The following is a 20,790-nucleotide window of genomic DNA, read 5'->3' on the forward strand; positions in this document are numbered from 1 at the left end:
GCCGGTTCTTCCCGTGACGGGTGGGGAAACCGGTAATCTCCGATCGTCATGGTTCCGTCGGGATGAATGGCTGGGTATGTGACTGGGGTGCGGCACAGCGGTCCGTCGGCGGCCCGACGAGCGACCAGCAGGGCGCTGCTCGGCGTGGCCGCGGCGCTTGCCGTCGTGGCTCCGACCGCGGCAGTCGTGCCGGTCGCCGCGCCCACGAACGGTGGACAGCTCGCCGGCGCGCCGATGGCGTTCGCCCCCGGTGACGCCGTCGCCCGCACCGATCAGGTCCGCGACGAGCAGTGGCAGCTCGACGAGTTGCAGGCCGAAACGGCGTGGCGCAGCTCGACCGGCCGGGGCGTGACAGTGGCGGTGGTCGACTCCGGAGTGGACGGCAACCACCCCGACCTGGTTGGTCAGGTGCTTCCTGGCAAGGACCTGGTCGGCCCCGGTGGTGCGCCAGGCCCGGATCCGGTGGGTCACGGCACCACCGTCGCCGGCCTGATCGCCGGGCGCAACGACGACAAGCGGGGCGTGGTCGGCCTCGCACCTGACGCCCGGATCCTGCCGGTCCGCGTGCTGGATGAGGAGAACCGTTACGACGACGCGCTGATCGTCGCCCAGGGGGTCCGCTGGGCGGTCGACAACGGCGCCCGTGTGATCAACCTGTCGCTGGGCGGCAGCGGTGACAGCCCGGCCCTGGCCGCCGCTCTGGACTACGCGTTCGTCCGGGACGTGGTCGTGATCGCCTGCACCGGCAACCTGGCCACCTCCACCAGCACCAAGGTCTGGTACCCGGCCCGGGAGCCGGGTGTGATCGCCGTGTCCGGTCTCGAACGCAGCAGCGACAACCTGTGGTCCGGCTCGATCACCGGCCGGGCGACCGTGCTCACCGCTCCCGCCAGCGGCCTGGTCGGCGCCAAGCCTCCGGGCGGGTACTGGCGGGTGCAGGGCACCAGCTTCGCCGCGCCACTGGTGGCGGCGACCGCCGCGCTGGTCCGGTCCCGCTATCCGCAGATGCCCGCCGGTGAGGTGGTCAACCGGTTGTTGGCCACCGCCCGGGACCTGGGCCCGACCGGGCGGGACGACCGCTTCGGGTACGGGGTGGTCGACCCGGTCGCCGCGTTGACCGCTCAGGTGCCGCCGGTGACCGCCAACCCGTTGGACGACCAGACGTCGCCGGGCGTGACCGGTTTCGGTCCGGCGCCCGGCTCGGTCGATGACGATCCGGTGGCCGGCGCGGGCGCCGATCCACTCGGTCTCGCCGCATCCGGTCAGCAGAGCCGGTGGACGGCTCGGGCGGCGGGCGGTCAGGACACGTCAGCGCCGGAGCAGATGTGGGTCGTTGTCGTGCTCCTCGTCGCTCTGGTCGGCGGTGCGGCCCTGATGGTGCGCCGGTTGCGTCAGCGGACCCGTTGATCGCGACCGGCCGGCAGGCCTGAGCGGCTGCCCGGCCGGGTAGAACGGACCCATGAGTACGCACCGGCCGCCCACGCTCGCTCCCACCGGCCAGCCGTCCTGGCGGCGCCGCCGATTCGACCCGGACCATGCGCTGGGTCTGCGGCTCACTCTCGCCGCGACCGCGGCGTTCCTGGTGCTGGTGCCGTTCGCGCTGCTCACCCTGCTGGTGCTCGGTGCCTGGGCGCCGCTGCACCGGCTGGACGCGGCGGTCACCGACGCGCTGCACGGCTACGCCCAGGATCACCCGGCCTGGGTCGCGCTGATGCGAGGCTGGACCGAGGTGTTCGCACCGATGCCACTGCGCGCCGTGGTCCTGCTCCTGGTGGTCTGGTTGCTGCGCCGGGGAGCCCGTCGGCTGGCCCTCTGGGCGGCCACCACAATGGTCGTCGGCGGGTTGGTCGGTCCGCTGCTCAAGTTGCTGGTCGGCCGGGACCGGCCGGAGTTGCTGGACCCGGTGGCCCGGGCCGCCGGCTACTCGTTCCCCTCCGGGCACGCGCTGAACGCCACCCTGGCCGCCGGGGTGCTGCTGCTGGTGCTCCTGCCCTACGCCCGGCGCGGGGTGGCGCGGGCCGCGCTCTGGGTGGCGGCGGTCCTGCTCACAGTGGTGACCGGGCTGAGCAGGGTGACGCTGGGCGTGCACTTCACCAGCGACGTGGTGGGTGGATGGTTGCTCGGTGTGGCAGTGGTCGCTGCCACCACCGCCGCGTTCACCAGTTGGCGGGCACACACCGGTCTTCGGCCGGTCCGGCCGACCCGCGACGGCGTTGCTCCCGAGGTCGAGCGGCACCCGGGAGCGGCCTGAGGAGTGACGACGAGCTCGGCCGGGTACTGGGCGACCCATGTCCGAGACCGTGGTCCAGATCCTCCGGCGGGTGCTGCTGCCGGTGTCCCTCCTGCTGGGGCTCATGGTGCTGCTCGGGGTGCTGGTCACCCGGGTGTTCGCCAAGACCTGGCCGTTCACCGCCGAGGACGCGGTGAACCGGGAACTGGCAGCCGACCGCACCGGCGAATGGAACAACGTCTCGCTGGTGTTCAGCACGCTGGCCAGCACCCAGATGATCGTCGTGGTCACGGTGCTGGTGGCGTTGGCGCTGCGGCTCTGGCTGAAGCGCTGGCGCGAGCCGCTGTTCCTGTGCGCGGCGGTGACCGCCCAGGCACTGGTGTTCCTTCTGACCACGCTGGCGATCGACCGACGGCGGCCGGCGGTGGAGCACATGGACGTCTCGCCACCCACGTCGAGCTTCCCGTCCGGGCACACCTCGGCGGCGGTGGCGCTCTACGTCGGAATCGCCGTGCTGCTGGTGCTGCGGGCACGGAGCACCGGCGCGAAGGTCGCCTGGTGGACGCTGCTGCTGATGGTGCCGCTGGGCGTGGCGCTGACCCGGATGTACCGGGGCATGCACCACCCGAGCGACGTGGTGGCGTCCTTCGTCAACGGCGGCACGTGCGTCGCGATCATGGCCCGTGCCGTGCTGGACCGGGGGCTGCGGTGGGGCCGGGCGAAGCTACCGGCCGTCAGGCGTCCCGCCCCGGCTCAGGGCTGAGCCGACCTCGCGGCGACGCTCAGGTGCACTCGCCGGTGCCGACCTGCCTGTTGCGTTCGGCACCGGCCAACGCCACCGGGCGGGCCTCGGCCGCCGTCACGGCGAAGCCGGTGTTCGGGTCGTCGGACGCCGCCGCGAAGATCACACCGAGCACCAGGCCGTTGGCGGAGAGCAGCGGGCCCCCCGAGTTGCCGCTGCGGACCAGCGCCCGGATCGTGTAGATCTCCCGGGTCACCTCGTTGGACGAGTAGATGTCCGGGCCCTTGATCCGGTCGACGTCCCGGACCCGCGCCGACTGCGCGTTGTACGGGCCGTCGAGCGGGAAGCCGAGCACTATCGCGTCGGAGCCACTGCCCGCGTTGCCGGCGGCGAACCGCAGGGACGGCCCGGGCAGCCCAGGCACGAGCAGCACCGCCAGATCCCGGCTCGGGTCGTAGACCACAACCTTGCCGTCGTACCGCTCGCCGCCCAGCTCCACGGCGACCGAACGGGTGCCGGCCACCACGTGCGCGTTGGTCATCACCCGGTCGTCCGCGTACACGAAGCCGGAACCCTCGATCCGGCGTGAGCAGCTGGGCGCGGAGCCGAGCACCTTGACGACCGACTGCCGACCGCTGACCACCACCTGCGAGCCGGCCAGTGCCGGGTCCGGTGGGTCGACCTGCCGGGCCCGGGTGGGCGCGAGGTCACCGAAGACGTCCGGGAACCCGTCGGTGTCGACGGTGTCCTCCAGCGCCGTGGACAGCTGGTGGGCCTGCTCCGGCAGGACCTGGTTGACCACCGTGATCAACGCGCTGTTGCGGACCGAGGCGGCGAGCCAGGGCACCGAGGACGAGCCGAGCGGCACGGCGACCAGCCAGGCGAGCAGGAGCACCGCGAACAGCGAGACGAGCGCCCCACCGACGTCGTCGGCCCGTTTGCCCACGTCGCTGGTGATCGTCTTGCGCAGGTGCGAGCCGAGCCAACCGGCGAGTGCCTGCCCGACCACTGCCAGCCCGAAGATGGCCACCAGCGAGATCAGCACACGGGTGCCGGCGTCCACGAACTGTCTGGCGAACAGCGGGCCGAGCTGGAGACCCAGCAGCAGGCCCAGGAAGAAGCCGGACAACGACGTGACGCCGATGACGAAACCCTGGCGGTATCCGCTGATCGCGAACACGAGCATGAGCAGCAGCAGGACGAGATCCACGACGGACACGGGTCAAGCGTACGGGCAGTGTGCCCGCCGGATGACCATCGCTCGCGGATGGTGACCGTGCGGTCAGCGCAGGGCGGTCTCGTCAGCCTCGTCGGTGCCGGCGGACGGGGCCGGTGTCGCCCGGGTCGACGGAAGCTCCACCACCCGGTCCTGCGACCACGGGCGGGCCCAGCCGCCCATCTCGAGCAGGGTGGCGAGCACTCCGGCGGTGAAGCCCCAGACGAGCATTCCGCGGGCCGAGAACGCCGGCCCGATCCAGCCGCTCGGGTGCCGGACCCGCAGTCGGTTGGCCGGGTCGACCAGTTCGCTGACCGGCAGGCGGGCGACGTGTGCCACCTCGGCCGGCTCCCGTGGGTGCACCGGGTGCGGGTCGTGCCACCAGGCCAGCACCGGCGTGACCACGAAGTCGCTGACCGGGATCCACAGTTTCGGCAGCTCGGCCAGCACTGTCACGCTGGCCGGGTCGAGGCCGACCTCCTCGTTCGCCTCGCGCAGGGCGGTGGCGCGGACGTCGGCGTCCTCCGGGTCGGCCGCACCCCCTGGAAAGGCGGGCTGGCCGGCGTGGTTGCGCAGGGTGGCGGCGCGTTGCAGGACCAGCACGTCGGGACCCGCGCCGGGCTGCTCGCCGAGCAGCACCAGCACGGCGCTCTCCCGACCGCCCTCGGTCGGCGTGGTCAGCCGGGTGAAGTCCTCGGCGCGGGCGGTGCCCAGCCGGGTCAGCAACGGATCGATCCATCCGGGTGGCCGACGGGTCACGCCGGCACCGCCAGACCGAGGTGCTGGCGGACCAGCTCGGCGAGCTTGGTGTCGTCGAGAGCGCCGCTGGCGTCGATGTGCCGGACCTGACCGTCGCGGTCGACGAAGAGGGTCAGCGGAATGGCGTTGCGCTTCAACTCGCGCTGTAGCGCCTCGCCCTGGTCCACCAGGATCGGGAACCGGACGCCGAAGTCCTCACCGATGGACTGGGCGCCGCCCCGGCTGTCCCGACTGTTGACCCCGATCACCTGGAGCTGACCGGTGGCCCGCTCGCTGAGGCGTTGGAAGGCGGGCAACTCCTTGCGGCACGGCGGGCACCAGGAGGCCCACACGTTGATCACCGCCGGCCCGGCCACCTCCCGCAGCACGACGGGGGCACCGCCGGTGAAGCAGGAGAGCGTCAGCTCCGGCAACGCCGACCCTCCAGCGGCGCGGGCCGTCGTGCCAGGCGTACCGGAGGCCGTCGCACCCGCGCCGGGCGACGGCGGATTCGCCGTTGCCGGGGCCGCCGTGCCGGAGCCGGGCGACGGCGCCGTGGGCGCCGTGCTCAGCGTCGAACAGTCCCGGAACGGCGATGGTCGCTCAGCGGCGGCCGGGCGGGGAGCTGGCTCGTCGTCGGCAGTGCCGCTGGTGCAACCGGTGACCGCCAGCAGCAGCGGCAGGACGGCGAGGGCGAGGCGGCGGTTCACGGCACCTCCGCAGCAACCGCCTGCGCGGGCACCAGATCCGGGTCGACCCCGGCAGCCACCGCGAGGTCGCGCGCCCGAGGGCCCTTGAGCAGCTTCGCGGCGGCGGCCGGCTCGGTCGGGCCGGTGCCGTACGAAGGGCAGAGCTTCGCGAGCGTGCAGGCGCCGCAGGCCGGCTTGCGGGCGTGGCAGACCCGTCGCCCGTGGAAGATGATCCGGTGCGAGAGCATGGTCCAGTCGCGCTTGTCGTACAGCGCGCCGATCGCGTGCTCGATCTTGACCGGGTCGGTCTCGGTGGTCAGCCGCCACCGGTGGACCAGCCGCTGGAAGTGCGTGTCGACGGTGATGCCCGGGACGTCGAAGGCGTTACCCAGGATCACGTTGGCGGTCTTGCGGCCGATGCCGGGGAGCGTCACCAGGTCGACGAGCCGCCCCGGAACCCTGCCGTCGTACCGGTCGAGAAGGGCCTGACCGAGCTTGAGCAGTGAGTCGGTCTTGTTGCGGTAGAAGCCGGTGGGCCGGATCAACTCCTCCATCTCGCCCCGGTCGGCGCCGGCGTACGCGGCAGCGCTCGGGTAGCGGGCGAAGAGCTTCGGGGTGACCTCGTTGACCTTCTTGTCCGTGCACTGGGCGGACAGGATCGTGGCGACGGCCAACTCCAGGGCATTGGAGTGGTCCAGCTCACAATGCGCGTCGGGATGCGTCTCGGCCAGCACCCGGCCGATCTTGCGAGCACGGCGTTTGCGCCCGAGATCGGTCTCGCTGGCACCGGGAGGGCTACTGGTCACGACGGTCAGCCTACGTCGCACCCCGGACGTTCCCCGTCGGGTCAGCCGGCGGTCGGCGCCGTGATCTTGCCCTGCCCGTCGAGGCGAGCGCCGCCCTTCGGGAAGTCGGCGCGACTCAACTCGGTGACCAGGCCCAGGCCCCGGTCGTCCGGGTCCATGGTCGGCTTGCCGGCGGAGTTCATGTACGTGGAGGTGAACGAGCCGCCGGCCCAGCTGCCGTCCGGCTTGAGCGACACCTTGAGCACACCGCCCCAGCCGAGGCGGCCGTCGTTGCTCAGCGAGTTGCCGCCGCCGGCGAAGTTGCCCAGGCTGTACGCGATCAGGCGCCCCTTGTAGAACTCCATCCCGCGCAACACGTGCGGGCCGTGCCCGACAATCAGGTCGGCGCCAGCGTCGATCATCGCGTGCGAGAACTTCACCGGGTCGCCCCGGTTCTCGCCCAGGAACATCTCGGTGCCCGGCTTCACCCGGGTCTTGTCGACACCCTCGCCACCCATGTGCACCTGCACCACGACCAGGTCGGCCATGGTGGCGGCCTTGGCGACCACCGCCTTGGCCCTGTCGATGTCGACGAGGCTGTTGGACCAGACGTACGACGAGAAGCCAGCGACGGCGACCTTGACGCCCTTGACCTCCACCACGGTGATCTCGTTCGGCGCGCCGGTGTGCTCCAGGTCGTACTTCTTCAGCGCCTTCTGGGTGTTCTCGTAGCCCTTGGGCCCGTAGTCGTAGCCATGGTTGTTGGCCTGGTTGAGCACGTCGAAGCCGGCGTCACGCAGGTGGGCGGCATACTCCGGCGGAGCGCGGAACTGGAAGCAGCGGGTGGAGTTCGCCCCGCACTTGCCGGTGCCCGTGTCGACGGTCAGCGGCTCCTCCAGGTTGCCCATCACCAGGTCGGCCTTCAGCGCGTCGGTGACCGAGTTGAAGAAGCCCTTACCGCCGGCGGCGGGCAGCCGACTGGGGGCGTTGCCCATGATGATGTCGCCGGTGGCGGAGAGCGAGATCGCGCCACCCTGACCGGACGATGCGGGCCCGGTGGCCTTCGGGCCGGTCGTGGAGACCGGCGCGCCGGTCCCACCACCTCCCGCTCCGGGCTGCCAGACGGGTGCCTCACCACCGGGGTCGGCACAGCCGGCCACGAGGAGGGCGGCCAGCAGCGCGGCGAGGCCGAGGGCGACGCGGCGGCGCGGGCGGGACGCGAGGGGGGCGGGAGCATACATCGCCCGCGACCCTACCGGTCGTTAAACGCGCCAACGACAGCCGATCGGTTGGACTTTGCGCCCCTGAGCTGGTCGGACCACGGCACGACCGGCCGGGAACCACCGGCGAGCACCGCCGCGTGCACCGCTCGGGCGAGCGGGGCGCCCCAGGTGGAGCGCGGCCCGCCGTACGCGGCCTCCGACCCGTCCACCGGGCAGAGCACCGTGACCGCGTCGGTGGGCGTGCCGGTCCCCGGCAACCCCAGCTCGGCGATCGCCTGGGTCTTCGCCTCGGTCGCTGTGGACACCGCGTTGACCAGCGCGGAGTCGGCGAGCCGCGCCGGCACGTACGCCACGATGTTGACAGTGCCTACGCGTGGGCCGAGCGCGGCCGGCGTCGGCGCGGCAGCGGGCACCGGTGTGCCGAGCCCGACCGTCGCCCAGGCCCGCACCCCGGCGTCGCTACGCGCCACCACCTCGGCCACATCGACACCGGTCAGCAGACCGATCCCGGGCCCGTCGAGGGCCAGCTCGGCGGCGAGCGAGGCCAGGTGCGCCGCTGGGTCCTCCCGGTCGTACGACATCGGGACCGTCGCGTTCAACACCCACCGCCGGACCCCGATGCCACCGCCCAGCGGGGCACTGCTGGCAGCCCGCAGGGGCACGTCCGCACGCCAGACAAGCAGTGGTACGTGCCACCCGTCCTCGGCGCGGCTGGTCAGAGTCGGCTCGCTCAGCACGTCCGGCAGGTTACGCCCACCGATCAAGATTCCAGGGGCGACCTCTGATTCGTGCTCACGTGCGCCTAGACTTGGCGGCGCGCGAGGGGATCAGCGGACGGCGGCCCCGGCCGACGGACGGCACGCGCAACCGGAGGTGCGCAATGGACGAGGTACTGGCCCGCAGCGGGATCTTCCAGGGTGTTGACCCGGAAGCTGCCGAGGCGCTTGCCAAGGAGATGGAGACGATCGAGGTCCGCAAGGGCGAGATCGTCTTCAATGAGGGCGAGCCCGGTGACAGCCTCTACATCCTGCTGTCCGGGAAGATCAAGGTTGGTCGCCGCGCAGCGGACGGCCGGCAGAACCTCATCGCGGTGATGGGGCCGTCGGACATGGTCGGTGAGCTGTCGCTCTTCGACCCGGGTCCGCGTACGGCGACCGCCACCGCGGTGACCGACACCCGGCTGGTGCGGCTGCGTAAGCAGGCGCTGCGGCCGTGGCTCAACAACCGCCCGGAGATCGCCGAGCAGTTGCTGCGGGTGCTCGCCCGGCGGCTGCGTCGGACCAACGACTCGCTCGCCGACCTGATCTTCACGGACGTGCCGGGTCGGGTCGCCAAGAACCTGCTCCAGATGGCGGGCCGCTTCGGCACCCGCGACGGCGGCGTTCTGCGGGTGACCCACGACCTCACCCAGGAGGAGATCGCCCAGCTCGTCGGCGCCTCCCGGGAGACCGTCAACAAGGCGCTGGCCGACTTCGCCTCGCGCGGCTGGCTGCGGTTGGACGGCAAGAGCATCATCATCCTGGACCCGGAGCGCCTGGCCCGCCGCGCCCGCGTCTGAGCAGTACAACGCGTCCCCGCCTGCCGTCACCGGCCGCAGGCGGGGACGTCTGCCGTCTGCCTGGCGCAGAATCGCTGGCCTCGATGGATGTCAGCGGTGAGGGTGGGGCCATGGTGAATCGTGTTGCGGTGCTCTCCGACATCCACGGCGCCCTGCCGGCGCTGGAGGCCGTCCTGGCCGAGCCGGACGTGGCCGCCGCCGATCTGATCGTGCTCACCGGTGACATCGCCACCGGGCCGCAACCGGTCGAGGTGCTGGACGTGCTCGCCGGGCTGGGCGAGCGGGTGTGCTGGGTCGGCGGCAACTGCGAGCGCGAACTGGTCGAGGCCCGGGCCGGTCGCCCGTCGTCGATCGAGGTGTCGAACTGGGCCGCCGAGCAGCTACGCGACGACCAGGTGGCCCGGCTCGCCGCACTGCCGACGACGGCGACGCTGGACATCGACGGCCTCGGGCGGACGCTGTTCTGCCACGCGACGCCCCGCGACGACGAGGAGGTCGTACTCGTCGACTCCCGGATGGCGCGCTGGGCGGAGGTGTTCGACGGTCTTCCCGCCGAGGTTTCCACGGTGGTCTGCGGCCACACGCACATGCCCTTCACCCGGCTGGTCGATCGGCGCCTGGTGGTCAATCCGGGCAGCATCGGCATGCCGTACGGGGGCGCGGGCGCGTGGTGGGCGCTGCTCGGGCCAGGCGTCCAGCTGCGCCGCACCGCCTTCGACGTGGACGCGGCCTGCGCCCGGGTGGCGGCCGAGTCGGCCTTCCCCGACGCTGCCGCCTGGGCCGACGAGTACCTGCGCTCCCAGCACAGCGACGCGGACGCGCTGACCGTCTTCGGCCCCCGCGACGGCCGCTGAGCCGACAACCCCGGGTGGCAGGCGGGGCGGCAGCCCGGGGGCGGCAGCCCGGGGGGTGGCAGCCCGGGGGGTGGCAAGCGAGGGTGGCAGGCGGGACCGTGGGTCAGGGTCCCTTTGGAGCTGAATCGTTTGCGACATCAGCAGGAACCGATCGACTGATCAGGTCGACGGGTGATTCGTTTACAGCATCAGCTCCATAGCGAGCCTTCAACGCGTGCCGCGGGTGCCGCGTGCCGCGCGCACCGCGCGCACCGCGAATGCCGCGCGCACCGCGAATCCACCGGGCGACGCGGGTCTGGGGCGCGTGTCGGGGTCAGCGAGCGGGGGCCGGGTTCAGGCGAGGGCGCGCACGGACCTCGACGGGATCACAAAAAGTCAGGCTTGACTGTTTGTTTCGGAGGCAGCAGGCTGTTCCCGTGCCCACCGCATCGACGCGTGTCCCCCAGCAGGAACGCAGCCGCGCCACCCAGGCCCGGCTGCTGGAGGCGACCGTCGACTGCCTCATCGAGCACGGCTGGTCCGGCACCACGACCACAGTCGTCGCGGCGCGGGCCGGTGTTTCGCGTGGGGCGCAGCTGCACCACTACCCGACGAAGGCGGCGCTGGTGACGGCCGCTGTGGCCCATCTGGCCGAGCGCCGGGCCGACGAGTTGCGCACCGAGGCCGAGGCGCTGCCGGCTGGCCCGCAGCGGTTGGACCGGGTCGTCGACCTGCTCGCCGTGGCGTTCACCGGGCCGCTGTTCGTGGCCGCGCTTGAGCTCTGGGTCGCCGCCCGCACCGATCGGGAGCTGCGGGACGCCCTGGTGCCGCTGGAAGCGAGGGTGGGGCGGGAAATGCACCGGCTCACCGTCGCCCTGCTCGGTGTCGACGAGCGTCGACCGGGTGTCCGCGAAGCGGTGCAGGCCACGCTCGATCTGCTCCGTGGGCTCGGGGTGGCCAACCTGCTCAGCGACGATTCCGCCCGCCGGGCCGCCCTGCTGACCACCTGGAAGCGCCAGCTCGCCACCCTGCTCACGCCCTGACCGCCGGCCGCACCGGCCACCACCGACCGGAGGCACCATGGTCGACCTCAGTGACCTGCTAACGGACCTGGCCGACGAGTCCGCCCAACTGGACGCCCTGGTGGCACCCCTACCCGTGGCCGACTGGGCGAGGCCGACCCCCGCGCCGGGCTGGAGCATCGGGCATCAGATCGCCCACCTCGCCTGGACCGACCACGTCGCGCTGTTGGCCGCGACCGATCCCGAGGCGTTCTACGCGACGGTCACCACCGCGCCGGACGTGACCCGACTCGTCGACGTCGGCGCCGAGGAATTCCTCGCCCCGCCGGCCGAACTGCTGGCCCGTTGGCGGGCCGGGCGGGCCGCGCTCGTCGACGCACTGGCCGCCGTCCCGGCCGGTGGCAAACTGCCCTGGTACGGCACCCGGATGTCGGCCACCTCGATGGCTACCGCCCGGATCATGGAGACCTGGGCGCACGGCGCGGACGTGGCCGACGCGCTCGGCGTGGTCCGCCCCGACAGCGACCGACTCCGGCACGTGGCGCACCTGGGCGTGCGTACCCTCGGGCACGGTTTCGCCGCGCACGGCCGGGAGGCACCGGCGGCGCCGGTCCGGGTCGAGCTGGTCGGGCCCGGCGGCGACACCTGGAGCTGGGGTCCGGCGGACGCCGCCGACCGGGTCACCGGCCCGGCTCGGGACTTCTGCCTGCTGGTCACCCAACGCCGGCACCGCGCGGATCTCGCTCTGGTCGCCACCGGGCCGGTCGCCGACGAATGGCTCGACGTGGCTCAGGCCTTCGCCGGGCCGCCGGGTGACGGCCGGCAGCCGGCCGGCGGGATCGGGGTACGGGCATGATCCGCATCGGCAACGCCTCCGGCTTCTACGGTGACCGGTTCACCGCCTGGCGGGAGATGCTCGACGGCGGTGACCTGGACGTGCTGACCGGCGACTACCTCGCTGAGTTGACGATGCTGATCCTGGCCCGGGACCGTATGCGCGACCCCGACCTGGGCTACGCGAAGACGTTCCTGCGGCAACTGGAGACCTGCCTCGGCACTGCCCTCGACCGTGGGGTGCGGATCGTGACGAACGCCGGCGGGCTGAACCCGGCCGGCCTGGCCGCCGCCATCGGGAAGCTCGCCGACCGGCTCGGGCTACCGACCCAGGTCGGGTACGTCGAGGGCGACACGATCCAGCGACCGGACGCGTTGAGCGCGAACGCCTACCTCGGCGCGTTCGGGATCGCCGCGTGTCTCGACGCGGGCGCGGACGTGGTGGTCACCGGCCGGGTCACCGACGCGTCGCTGGTGGTCGGCCCGGCCATCGCCCGGTACGGGTGGGGCCGCGACGACCTCGACGAGCTGGCCGGGGCAACCGTCGCGGGGCACCTCGTCGAGTGCGGCGCGCAGGTCACCGGCGGCAACTTCAGCTTCTTCACCGAGCTGCCCGACGGCGGCCACCGGCCCGGGTTCCCGATCGCCGAGGTGCACCCCGACGGCTCGTCGGTGCTCACCAAGCATCCGGGCACCGGCGGCGCGGTCACTGTGGAAACTGTCACCGCCCAACTGCTCTACGAGATCGGCGGGCCGTCGTACCTCGGGCCGGACGTGGTCACCCGACTGGACACTGTGACGCTGCACCCCGACGGGGCGGACCGGGTCCGGGTCTCCGGGGTGCGGGGCACCCCGCCCCCGCCCACGCTGAAGGTGGGCGTCAACAACCTCGGCGGGTTCCGCAACTCGATGACGTTCGTCCTGTGCGGTCTGCAGATCGAGGAGAAGGCGGCACTGGTCCGGGGGCAGGTCGAGGAGGCGGTGGGCAAGGACGGGCTGGAGTTCACCCTCGCTCGGACCGACCATCCGGACGCCGTCGACACCGAGGCGGCCAGCGCTCTGCTGCACGTACACCTGCGCGACGGCGACAAGGCGCGGGCCGGGCGGGCGTTCTCGGCCGCCGCCGTGGAGTTGGCCCTGGCCTCGTACCCGGGCTGCACGCTGACCACACTGCCCGGCGACGCGACACCGTACGGCGTCTTCACCGCCGACGCGGTGCCGCAGGACGCGGTGGCGCACGTCGCTGTGCTGCCCGGTGGCGAGCGGGTGCCGATCGCCCCACCGACCCGCACTTCCCCCACCTCGCCGGACGGATCGGCCCCGGGTGGCGAGGCGGCCATCGACGGCCCGACCCGACGCGGGGCGCTCGGCGAGGTGGTGGGCGCACGCTCCGGGGACAAGGCTGGAGACGCCAACCTCGGTGTCTGGGCGCGTTCCGACGCCGGGTACGCCTGGTTGCGGACCTGGTTGACAGTCGACCGGCTGGCCGAGCTGGTGCCGGAGACCGCCCCGCTGTCGGTGCGGCGCTACGAGCTGTCGAACCTGCGGGCTGTCAACTTCGTGATCGAGGGCCTGCTCGGTGCCGGGGTGGCCGCGTCCACCCGGTTCGACCCGCAGGCCAAGGCGCTCGGCGAGCTGCTGCGCGCCCGGCTTGTCGACCTGCCGGCCGACCTTCCGACGGGGGCATCCCGATGAGCATCGTGGACACGCCGGAGCGCCGGCAACTACGCGAGCTGACCCGGGCGTTCGTGACCCGGGAGGTGTTGCCGCACCTGGACGACTGGGAGCGGGCCGGTGAGGTGCCTAGGGCGCTGCACGCAACCGCAGCGAAGCTCGGCCTGCTCGGCATCGGCTTTCCGGAGTCGGTGGGTGGCAGCGGCGGGGACCTGCTCGACTCGATCATCGTGACCGAGGAGCTGATCCGCTCCGGTGGCTCGTCGGGGCTGGTGGCGGCCCTGTTCACGCACGGGATCGCGTTGCCGCACATGGTCGCGGCGGCCGGTGCCCGCACCGGTGGCTCGCTCGGCGGTCGGCTCGGTGGCGTCTCGTCCCCGGGCGACGACAGTCTGATCGAGCGGTACGTGCGGCCCACCCTGGCCGGCACGATGATCGGCGCGCTGGCCATCACCGAGCCGGACGGCGGTTCGGACGTGGCCGGCATCCGCACGACCGCCCGCCGCGACGGCGACCACTACGTGGTGAACGGGTCGAAGACGTACATCACCAGCGGGCACCGGGCCGACTTCGTGACCACCGCGGTGTGTACCGACTTCCCCGGCAGCGGCTCGCTCACCCTGCTGGTCATCGACAAGGGGTCGCCCGGGTTCACAGTGGGACGCCGGTTGGAGAAGCTGGGCTGGCACTGCTCGGACACTGCCGAGCTGTCCTTCGCTGACGTGCGGGTGCCGGTCGCCAACCGGATCGGCGCGGAGGACACCGGCTTCCTGGCGATCATGCAGAACTTCGCGGCGGAACGGCTGTCGCTGGCGACCCAGGCGTACGCGACAGCGCAGCGCTGCGTCGAGTTGGCGGTGCGCTGGTGCCGGGACCGGGAGACCTTCGGGCGTCCGCTGGCAAGCCGGCAGCTGATCCGGCACCGGTTGGCCGAGATGCACACCCGGGCCGAGGCCGCCCGGTCGTACGTGCACTGGGTCGCGGGTCGGGTCGCGGCCGGCGAGCCGGTGGTGACCGAGGTGGCGATGGCGAAGAACGTGGCGGTGGCCGCCTGCGACCACGTCGTCGACCAGGCGTTGCAGCTGCACGGCGGGTTCGGCTACCTGCGCGACGCCGAGGTGGAGCGGCACTACCGCGACGCGCGGATCCTCGGCATCGGCGGCGGCACCACCGAGATCATGAACGAGATCATCGCGAAAGGCATGGGCCTATGACCACATTGGACAGCACGGTCGACCCGTCCGCGCCCTCGTACCTGGCGAACCGGGCGGCGTTGCTGGAGCGGTTGACCGAGTTGGACGCCGCGCTGGACCAGGCGCGAGCGGGTGGCGGCGAGAAGTACGTGACCCGGCACCACGCCCGCGGCAAACTGCTCCCTCGGGAGCGGATCGAGCTGCTGGTGGACGCCGACAGCCCGTTCCTGGAGTTGTCGCCGGTCGCCGCGTACGGCTCGGACTTCCCGGTCGGGGCCAGCGTGGTCACCGGCATCGGGGTCGTCGAGGGCGTGGAGTGCCTGATCGTCGCCAACGACCCGACGGTACGCGGCGGCGCTGTCAACCCGTGGTCGCTGGCGAAGACCCGGCGGGCCGGTGAGATCGCCCTGGCCAACCGGCTGCCCATGGTCAATCTGGTGGAGTCGGCCGGGGCGGACCTGCCCACCCAGGCGGAGATCTTCATTCCCGGCGGTCGGGTGTTCCGTGACCTCACCCGGCTCTCGGCGGCCGGCATCCCCACTGTCAGCGTGGTCTTCGGCAACGCCACGGCCGGTGGAGCGTACGTGCCGGGGATGTCCGACCACGTGATCATGATTCGGGACCGGTCACAGGTCTACCTGGCCGGTCCGCCGCTGGTGAAGATGGCGACCGGCGAGGTCACCGACGACGAGTCGCTGGGTGGCGCGGCGATGCACGCGGGCACGTCCGGGCTCGCCGACTACCTGGCCGTCGACGAGCGGGACGGCATCCGGCTGGCCCGGCAGTGCGTCCGCCGGTTGAACTGGCGCAAGCGGGGCCCGTCGCCGCGGACGGCGGTGCCACAGCCGCCGAAGTACGACCCGGAGGAGCTGCTCGGCATCACCAGCGCCGACCTGAAGGTGCCGTTCGACCCCCGCGAGGTGCTGGCCCGGATCCTGGACGGCAGCGACTTCGACGAGTTCAAGCCGGCGTACGGGGACGCGCTGGTCACCGGTTGGGGCGAGCTGCACGGATATCCGGTGGGGGTGCTGGCGAACGCCCGGGGGGTGCTGTTCAGCGCGGAGGCGCAGAAGGCGGCCCAGTTCATCCAGCTCGCGAACGCCTCGGACACCCCGTTGATCTTCTTGCAGAACACCACCGGCTACATGGTCGGCACCGAGTACGAGCAGCGCGGCATCATCAAGCACGGCGCGTTGATGGTCAACGCGGTGTCGAACTCGACGGTGCCGCACCTGACGGTGAACATGGGCGCCTCCTACGGCGCCGGCAACTACGGCATGTGCGGCCGCGCGTACGAGCCGAGGTTCCTGTTCACCTGGCCGAACGCGAAGTCGGCGGTGATGGGCCCGGCGCAGCTCGCGGGGGTGCTGTCGATCGTGGCCCGGCAGGCGGCTGCCGCACGAGGGCGCGACTACGACGAGGACTCCGACGCCGCGATGCGAATGATGGTCGAGCAGCAGATCGAGTCGCAGTCCGGCGCGCTCTTCCTCTCCGGCCGGCTCTACGACGACGGGGTGATCGACCCCCGGGACACCCGGACCGTCCTCGGGCTCTGCCTCTCGGCGATCCACAACGGACCGGTGAAGGGCGCCGACGGTTTCGGCGTCTTCCGGATGTAGACCGTGAGCGCGACGAACGCAGCGAAGCGGAGTCCCGCAGTCGCGAACGAAAGGCAGGCTCAGGCCATCATGATCAACAGACTGCTCGTGGCCAACCGGGGCGAGATCGCCCGTCGGGTCTTCGCCACCTGCCGCGCAGTGGGCGTGCAGACCGTCGCCGTGCACTCGGACGCGGACGCCGACGCGCCGTTCGTGGCCGAGGCCGACCAGGCCGTACGCCTGCCAGGGAGAACGCCTGCCGAGACGTACCTGCGGGTCGATCTGATCCTGGACGCGGCCCGGCGCAGCGGCGCGGACGCCGTCCACCCCGGGTACGGGTTCCTCGCCGAGAACGCCGAGTTCGCGGCGGCGGTGACCGACGCCGGTCTGACCTGGGTCGGCCCGCCGGCCAAGGTGATCGCCGCGATGGGCGACAAGCTGGCGGCGAAGGCGCTGCTCGCCGAGGCGGGCGTGCCGATGCTGCCGAGCTGGACGGATACCGACCGGATCACCGACTTTCCGGTGCTGGTGAAGGCCTCCGCCGGCGGTGGTGGCCGGGGCATGCGGATCGTCCGGACCGCCGACGAACTGGCCGAGGCCGTGGCCTCCGCGCGCCGCGAGGCGGCTGCCGCATTCGGCGACGGCACTGTCTTCATCGAGCGGTACGTCGAGCGCGGCCGGCACGTCGAGGTGCAGATCTTCGGTGACGCCCACGGTCGGGTGGTGGCGCTCGGCGACCGGGAGTGCTCGATCCAGCGGCGACACCAGAAGATCGTCGAGGAGGCGCCGGCGGTGGTGCCGGACCGGGTGCGGACGGCGTTGCACGAGGCGGCGGTGGCCGCCGGGCGTGCTGTCGACTACCTGGGCGCGGGCACTGTGGAGTTCCTGCTCGCCCCGGGCGGTGAGTTCTTCTTCCTGGAGATGAACACCCGCCTTCAGGTCGAGCACCCGGTCACCGAGTTGTGCACCGGTCTGGACTTGGTGGGTCTGCAACTGCTCGTCGCCGAGGGTGAGCCGTTGCCGGCGGCCCTGCCGGCGAGCGCCGGGCACGCGATCGAGGTGCGCCTCTGCGCCGAGGACGCGGCGGCGGGTTGGCGGCCGGCCACCGGGAGCCTGCACCGGTTCAGCGTCGGCGATGTGGCGACCGAGTTCGGTGGGCTGGCCGGGCCGGGCCTGCGGCTCGACTCGGGTGTGCTGGCCGGCTCGGTGGTCGGGGTGCACTACGACTCGATGCTTGCGAAGTTGGTCGCCTGGGGTCGTACCCGCGCGGAGGCGACCCGGCTGCTGGCCAGCGCGTTGGCCCGGGCCGAGCTGCATGGGGTGACCACCAACCGGGATCTGCTGGTCCGGGTGCTGCGCAGCCCCGCGTTCGCCGCCGTGGAGATCGACACGGGTTTCCTGGACCGGCACCCGGAGGTCTTCACTCCGCTGCTGCCCGCCGACCGGCTGCCGGTCACCGCCCTCGCCGCGGCGCTGGCCACGGCCGCCCAGCGCCGGGCGACCGCACCGGTGCTCTCCGGGCTCCCCTCCGGCTGGCGCAACGTGCCCGCCGTTCCCCAGACCACCCGCTTTCTCGGGCCGGACGGCGACGAGATCGAGATCCGCTACCGGCTGGACCGGGTCGGCCGGCTCGCCGACTGGTCCAGCACGTCGGCGGCGCAGGAGTCGGCCGAGCGACCGACGGTGGCGCTGGTCGAGGCCACAGCCGACCGGGCGGTGCTCGACGTCGACGGGGTCCGCCGCGCGTACCGCGTACACCGGGTGGGGTCGGCTGTCTTCGTGGACGGCCCGGACGGGGCGGCGAGCCTGGCCGAGCTACCGCGTCTCCCGCTGCCCACCACGGCGGTGGCGGCCGGGTCGCTGCTCGCGCCGCTGCCCGGCGTGGTGACCCGGGTGCACGTCGAGGTCGGCCAGCGGGTCTCGGCCGGCGATCCGCTGCTCACGCTGGAAGCGATGAAGCTGGAACATCCCGTGCTCGCCCCGATCGACGGGGTGGTCGCCGAGTTGCCGGTGCCAACCGGCGGTCAGGTGAAGACGGGCGCCGTGTTGGCCGTTGTCGACGAAAAGGACCCCCGATGACCTTCGACCTCACCCCCGAGCAGGACCAGTTGCGCGACGCCGTGCGGGCGCTCGGCCGTCGGTACGGCCACTCCTACTTCGTCGAGAAGGCGAGGGCCGGCGAACACACCACCGAACTCTGGGCGGAGGCCGGACGGCTCGGCTACCTGGGGGTAAACATCCCCACCGAGTACGGCGGCGGAGGCGGCGGCATCACCGAGCTGGCCATCGTCTGCGAGGAGTTGGCGGCTGCGGGTTGCCCGCTGCTACTGCTGGTGGTCTCCCCCGCCATCGCGGCGACGGTGCTCAGTCGTCACGGCACCGAGGAGCAGCGCAAGCGGCACCTGCCGGGCCTCGCCGACGGCTCCCAGAAGATCGTCTTCGCGATCACCGAGCCGGAGGCCGGTTCCAACTTCCACCGGCTCGGCACCGTGGCTCGCCGCGACGGCGACGGTTGGCTGCTCAACGGCCGCAAGTGCTACATCTCCGGAGTCGACGAGGCCGGTCACGTGCTGGTGGTGGCCCGCACCGAGGATTCCTCCACCGGCAAGTTGAAGCCGGCGCTGTTCCTGGTGCCGACCGACGCGGCTGGGCTGACCCGGTCCAAGTTGGACATGGAGATCGTGTCTCCGGAGAACCAGTTCCTGCTCTACCTGGACGACGTGCGGGTGCCCGCCGACGCGCTGCTGGGTGAGTCGTTGGACGCCGGGCTGCCGGCGCTCTTCGCCGGGCTCAACCCGGAGCGGATCACGGTGGCCGCGATGGGTGCCGGCACCGGTCGGTACGCCATCGAGCGGGCCAGTGAGTACACCGCCACCCGCAAGGTCTGGGGTGGCCGGAGCATCGGCTCGCACCAGGGGGTGTCGCATCCGCTGGCCCACGCGGCTGTGCAGGTGGAGCTGGCCCGCCTCATGATCCAGAAGGCGGCCACCCTGTACGACGCCGGCCGCGACCTGGAGGCCGGGGTGTCCGGCAACATGGCCAAGTACGCGGCCGGGGAGGCCGCCGCGCTGGCCGTGGACACCGCCGTACAGGTGCTCGGCGGGGCCGGAATGACCACCGAGTACGGGGTGGCGACCCTGCTCGGCGCGGTCCGGGCCGGCCGGATCGCCCCGGTCAGCCGCGAGATGATCCTCAACTTCGTGGCCCAACACGTCCTCGGCCAGGACAAGTCCTACTGACGGCGCGCTGGGCGGGCGGGGCGGGGTTCAGGCCGGGGTACGGCAGGCGGCGTCGATGCGGTGGACCGGGCGAACCCGCCGACCCATGCCCTCCAACAGCGAATCCTCGACGTGGAAGTCGTGGATGCGCAGTTGGTGGCGGGGCAGTTCCTCCTCGCTCGGGCAGAGCACCTGGGCGCGGACCAGACCGACCGGAACGTACCGGACCCCGCCCCGTTCCTGAAGGATCACCATGTTGACGTCGTCGGTGGTGACCACGTGCCCGCGAACGTCCTCGGTGGGTCCACTCTCCGCGCCCACCGTGGTGACGGTCAGCGGCAGCACCGGTGTGGTGATCACCGGCACCGCAGCCCAGACCAGGGTGGCGAGCACCGCCACCTCGGTCACCGACGCCAGCGGCCGGATCACCAGGCCCGGCAGCGGCCCTGCGACGAAGAGCGCGAGCAGCGGGGGCACGACGATGAGCGCCAGCACCAGCCACTCGTCGCCCTGCCGCATCGCGTCGCGCATCGTGGGCAGCATCAGCCAGCCGTACCCGGCGAGCAGCGCGCCGATCAGCAGCAACCGGGGCGCGACCCGCTCGTGCAGCCGCGCCGGGCTCAGTTGGAACGCGGCCACGAACGCCGGCAGCAGCAACGGCAGATAGAGCAACGGCCAGGTGATCAGGGCGAGCAGGAAGCTGGCCAGCACGACCCAGGCCGGGGTGATGTCGGCCCAGCGGGCGAAGAGCGGGCGGCGACGGGTGCCGGGCGGAAGCCGGTCCGCGCTGACGGCCAGTACCGCGCCGAGCGCGAAGACGGCGACCAACCCGGTGGAGAGCAGCCGCGCCGCCGTGGTCAGGAAACCGGCGAGCAGGTTCACCGGCCCGACGTTGGCCACCAGCAGCAGCGTGGTCTGGAGCTCCCCGCCGGCCTCCACGCCGAGGCGGAGCACCGAGAAGATCGCCGGCACGCCCACCACCGCCGTCCAGAACGACTGGCTGGCGCGGGCACGCCGCTCGGCTGGATCCCAGCGGACCCGCCCGGGCTCAACCGCGGCGACGACCGGTTCGGCCGGTTCGGCGACCGGCACCGCGGCCGGCCAGGCAACGTCACCTTCCGCGCCGACCGGACGATCGACGGCCGGCGGCGCTGCGGCCGTACCGTCGATGGGGGGGCCGGGGCCGCCCGGCCCCAGGCTGCGGGGGGGGGGGGGCGGGCCGGCGCGCGGGCGGGTG

The 20,790-nt window shown here is 72.5% G+C and carries 19 protein-coding genes; 12 read left to right on the forward strand and 7 right to left on the reverse strand.

Going from position 1 to position 20,790, the window contains the following annotated elements; translation table 11 throughout:
- The first annotated feature begins 66 nt into the window (after positions 1-66).
- Genes mycP through AB0B48_RS11125 form a run of 3 tightly spaced genes read left to right on the forward strand, consistent with a single transcriptional unit; the run spans position 67 to position 2,993 of the window.
- On the forward strand, positions 67-1,407 hold the full coding sequence (gene mycP / locus AB0B48_RS11115) for a type VII secretion-associated serine protease mycosin (protein ID WP_357199139.1): 1,341 nt from the start codon (positions 67-69) through the stop codon (positions 1,405-1,407).
- A 52-nt stretch (positions 1,408-1,459) separates the two neighbouring features.
- Positions 1,460-2,251, forward strand: coding sequence for a phosphatase PAP2 family protein (locus AB0B48_RS11120; protein ID WP_357199142.1), 792 nt, complete (start codon positions 1,460-1,462; stop codon positions 2,249-2,251).
- A 37-nt stretch (positions 2,252-2,288) separates the two neighbouring features.
- On the forward strand, positions 2,289-2,993 hold the full coding sequence (locus AB0B48_RS11125; protein ID WP_357199145.1) for a phosphatase PAP2 family protein: 705 nt from the start codon (positions 2,289-2,291) through the stop codon (positions 2,991-2,993).
- Between the two features lie 19 nt (positions 2,994-3,012).
- Here AB0B48_RS11125 and AB0B48_RS11130 read toward each other — a convergent pair whose 3' ends face one another.
- The 6 genes from AB0B48_RS11130 to AB0B48_RS11155 all read right to left on the reverse strand — a co-directional run bounded on the left by AB0B48_RS11130 (position 3,013) and on the right by AB0B48_RS11155 (position 8,360).
- Entirely contained in the window at positions 3,013-4,191 is a 1,179-nt protein-coding gene (locus tag AB0B48_RS11130; RefSeq protein ID WP_355005978.1) for a MarP family serine protease, read from the reverse strand.
- Between the two features lie 63 nt (positions 4,192-4,254).
- Positions 4,255-4,947 carry a CoA pyrophosphatase gene (locus AB0B48_RS11135; RefSeq protein WP_357199150.1) on the reverse strand — a complete coding sequence of 231 codons (693 nt, stop codon included), beginning with the start codon at positions 4,945-4,947 and terminating at the stop codon, positions 4,255-4,257.
- On the reverse strand, positions 4,944-5,636 hold the full coding sequence (locus tag AB0B48_RS11140) for a redoxin family protein (RefSeq protein ID WP_357199153.1): 693 nt from the start codon (positions 5,634-5,636) through the stop codon (positions 4,944-4,946). The genes AB0B48_RS11135 and AB0B48_RS11140 overlap by 4 nt, the downstream gene beginning before the upstream one ends.
- A complete protein-coding gene (gene nth / locus AB0B48_RS11145; RefSeq protein ID WP_357199155.1) occupies positions 5,633-6,421 on the reverse strand; it encodes an endonuclease III in 789 nt (262 codons plus the stop codon). Before nth ends, AB0B48_RS11140 begins: the two co-directional genes overlap by 4 nt.
- Positions 6,422-6,462: 41 nt before the next feature.
- Positions 6,463-7,641 carry a CapA family protein gene (locus AB0B48_RS11150; protein ID WP_357199158.1) on the reverse strand — a complete coding sequence of 393 codons (1,179 nt, stop codon included), beginning with the start codon at positions 7,639-7,641 and terminating at the stop codon, positions 6,463-6,465.
- An 11-nt stretch (positions 7,642-7,652) separates the two neighbouring features.
- On the reverse strand, positions 7,653-8,360 hold the full coding sequence (locus AB0B48_RS11155; protein ID WP_357199161.1) for an adenosylcobinamide amidohydrolase: 708 nt from the start codon (positions 8,358-8,360) through the stop codon (positions 7,653-7,655).
- Positions 8,361-8,503: 143 nt separating this feature from the next.
- Between AB0B48_RS11155 and AB0B48_RS11160 the strand changes: the two genes are divergently transcribed.
- From AB0B48_RS11160 to AB0B48_RS11200, 9 genes are all read left to right on the forward strand, one after another.
- Positions 8,504-9,181 carry a Crp/Fnr family transcriptional regulator gene (locus AB0B48_RS11160; RefSeq protein WP_007466162.1) on the forward strand — a complete coding sequence of 226 codons (678 nt, stop codon included), beginning with the start codon at positions 8,504-8,506 and terminating at the stop codon, positions 9,179-9,181.
- 110 nt (positions 9,182-9,291) lie between these two features.
- Complete coding sequence (locus tag AB0B48_RS11165; protein ID WP_357199164.1) at positions 9,292-10,035, forward strand: metallophosphoesterase family protein; 744 nt, start codon at positions 9,292-9,294, stop codon at positions 10,033-10,035.
- Positions 10,036-10,451: 416 nt separating this feature from the next.
- Positions 10,452-11,057 (forward strand): TetR/AcrR family transcriptional regulator, encoded by a 606-nt coding sequence (locus AB0B48_RS11170; protein ID WP_355005986.1) that lies wholly within the window; start codon positions 10,452-10,454, stop codon positions 11,055-11,057.
- A gap of 37 nt (positions 11,058-11,094) precedes the next feature.
- Entirely contained in the window at positions 11,095-11,892 is a 798-nt protein-coding gene (locus AB0B48_RS11175; RefSeq protein ID WP_357199167.1) for a TIGR03084 family metal-binding protein, read from the forward strand.
- On the forward strand, positions 11,889-13,565 hold the full coding sequence (locus tag AB0B48_RS11180; RefSeq protein ID WP_357199170.1) for an acyclic terpene utilization AtuA family protein: 1,677 nt from the start codon (positions 11,889-11,891) through the stop codon (positions 13,563-13,565). Before AB0B48_RS11175 ends, AB0B48_RS11180 begins: the two co-directional genes overlap by 4 nt.
- Positions 13,562-14,758: an acyl-CoA dehydrogenase family protein gene (locus tag AB0B48_RS11185; protein ID WP_357199173.1), complete on the forward strand. Its 1,197-nt coding sequence runs from the start codon at positions 13,562-13,564 to the stop codon at positions 14,756-14,758. Before AB0B48_RS11180 ends, AB0B48_RS11185 begins: the two co-directional genes overlap by 4 nt.
- Positions 14,755-16,356, forward strand: coding sequence for a carboxyl transferase domain-containing protein (locus AB0B48_RS11190; RefSeq protein WP_357199176.1), 1,602 nt, complete (start codon positions 14,755-14,757; stop codon positions 16,354-16,356). Before AB0B48_RS11185 ends, AB0B48_RS11190 begins: the two co-directional genes overlap by 4 nt.
- 69 nt (positions 16,357-16,425) lie before the next feature.
- A complete protein-coding gene (locus AB0B48_RS11195; RefSeq protein ID WP_357199179.1) occupies positions 16,426-18,414 on the forward strand; it encodes a biotin carboxylase N-terminal domain-containing protein in 1,989 nt (662 codons plus the stop codon).
- The gene (locus tag AB0B48_RS11200) at positions 18,411-19,574 is read left to right on the forward strand and encodes an acyl-CoA dehydrogenase (protein ID WP_357199182.1); all 1,164 of its coding nucleotides are present in this window, start codon (positions 18,411-18,413) and stop codon (positions 19,572-19,574) included. Before AB0B48_RS11195 ends, AB0B48_RS11200 begins: the two co-directional genes overlap by 4 nt.
- 27 nt (positions 19,575-19,601) lie before the next feature.
- Here AB0B48_RS11200 and AB0B48_RS11205 read toward each other — a convergent pair.
- The coding region (locus AB0B48_RS11205; protein ID WP_357199185.1) for a hypothetical protein at positions 19,602-20,790 on the reverse strand (1,189 nt) is incomplete at its 5' end.

Origin of the sequence: Micromonospora sp. NPDC049089 (assembly GCF_040648775.1) — a bacterium.
Taxonomy (GTDB): domain Bacteria; phylum Actinomycetota; class Actinomycetes; order Mycobacteriales; family Micromonosporaceae; genus Micromonospora.